This is a genomic window from Polaromonas sp. P1_E1_2, from assembly GCF_056406035.1.
The window spans coordinates 1-1,885 of record NZ_JBFUAZ010000724.1; the positions used below are offsets into that span (position 1 = coordinate 1).

Sequence of the window (1,885 nt, forward strand, 5' to 3'; positions counted from 1 at the left end):
GTGTTCCAGATCCTGCACCTGCTGGATCAGCTTCAGGTTCGCCGCGAGGAAAGGCAGTTTGGTGTCCCAGTTGCCAGCGACCAACGCTTCGCGGATGAATATCTCGCGCGCCGTCACCGGGTCTACACGGCCGAAATTGACGCGCCGCCCGTTGTAGACCACCAGGCCGTAGAGCGTGGCACGCTCCAGCGCCGTCACCTGCGCAGCCTTTTTCTCCCAGTGCGGGTCCAGCAGCTGCTTGGCTAAAAGATGCCCAGCCACCTGCTCTATCCAGGCCGGGTCAATGTTGGCAATGCCGCGGCCGAAAAGTCGTGTAGTTTCCACCAGCTCGGCCACCACAATCCAGCGGCCCGGCTTTTTGCTCAGGCGTGCGCCGGGATGGCGGTAGAACTTGATGCCGCGTGCACCCAGGTACCAGTCTTCCTCGTCGCTCTTGCAGCCGATGTTGCCCAGCAGGCCGCAGAGCATGGAAAGATGCAGTTGTTCGTAACTGGCCGGTTTGTCGTTCAGCACCCATTTTTGCTCGCCCACAACCGTATGGAGCTGTGAGTGAATGTCGCGCCACTCGCGCACGCGGCGGATATTGACGTAGTTCTCGCGCAGCAGGTTTTCATACTGACGGTTGGACAGCTTGTGGTCGGTGCCGTGGCCGCCGCGCGCGTCACCCAGCCATTTCCACAGCTTCAGGTAGCCGCTGAACTCGCTCTTCTCGTCGTCGAACTTGGCGTGCTGCTGGTCGGCCTGGGCCTGTTTGTCCATGGGGCGGTCGCGCACGTCCTGCACACTGAGCGCGCTGGCGATCACCAGTACCTCGTCGAGCGCGTTGCGGTCCTTGGCTTCCAGAATCATGCGGCCCACGCGAGGGTCCAGCGGCAGYTTGGCCAGCGTGCGGCCGACGCCGGTGAGCTCGTTGTCCTCGTCCACCGCGCCCAGCTCGGCCAGCAGCTGGTAGCCGTCGGCAATGGCGCGGCGCTGCGGCGGCTCGATAAAGGCAAACTCTTCCACATTGCCCAGGTGCAGCGCCTTCATGCGCAAAATCACCGAAGCCAGCGAACTGCGCAGGATTTCCGGGTCGGTAAAAGGCTGCCGGCCCTGGAAGTCCTTCTCGTCATACAGTCGTATGCAGATACCATCGGCCACCCGGCCGCAACGGCCGGCACGCTGGTTGGCCGCGGCCTGCGACACCGGCTCCACCATGAGCTGCTCGACCTTGTTACGAAAGCTGTAGCGCTTGACGCGCGCCGTGCCCGCGTCCACCACGTAGCGGATGCCCGGCACGGTCAGCGAGGTTTCGGCCACGTTGGTGGCCAGCACGATGCGACGGCCGCTGTGGCCGTCAAAAATGCGGTCCTGCTCGGCCTGGCTCAAGCGAGCGAACAGCGGCAGCACCTCGGCATTGCGTGTCAGCGGCTGGTGCGCGAGGTGCTTGCGTAAATGATCGGCCGCCTCGCGAATTTCTCGCTCGCCGGGCAGAAACACCAGGATGTCCCCAGCGCTGTGCGGGCTCAGCCAGAGYTCGTCGACKGCRTCRGCAATTGCATCGTTCAGGTCGTGCTCGCGYGACTCCTCAAACGGCCGGTAGCGYTGYTCGACGGGAAACATSCGGCCCGACACCATGATCACCGGCGCAGGGCCTTTGCTGGACGCGAAATAATCCGCAAAGCGCTGCGCATCAATCGTCGCCGAGGTAATGACCACTTTCAGGTCGGGCCGGCGCGGCAGCAGCTGGCGCAGGTAGCCCAACAGAAAGTCGATGTTCAGGCTGCGCTCATGGGCTTCGTCGATGATGATCGTGTCGTAGGCTTTGAGCAGCGGGTCGGTCTGCGTCTCGGCCAGCAGGATGCCGTCGGTCATCAGCTTGACGGAGGCGTCACGCGAGAGCCGG

Annotated in this window: 1 protein-coding gene; it reads right to left on the reverse strand. The window is 63.5% G+C overall.

The window, feature by feature from the left end:
- The coding region (gene hrpA, locus AC1D1P_RS22180; protein WP_477674469.1) for an ATP-dependent RNA helicase HrpA at positions 1 to 1,885 on the reverse strand (1,885 nt) is incomplete at both ends.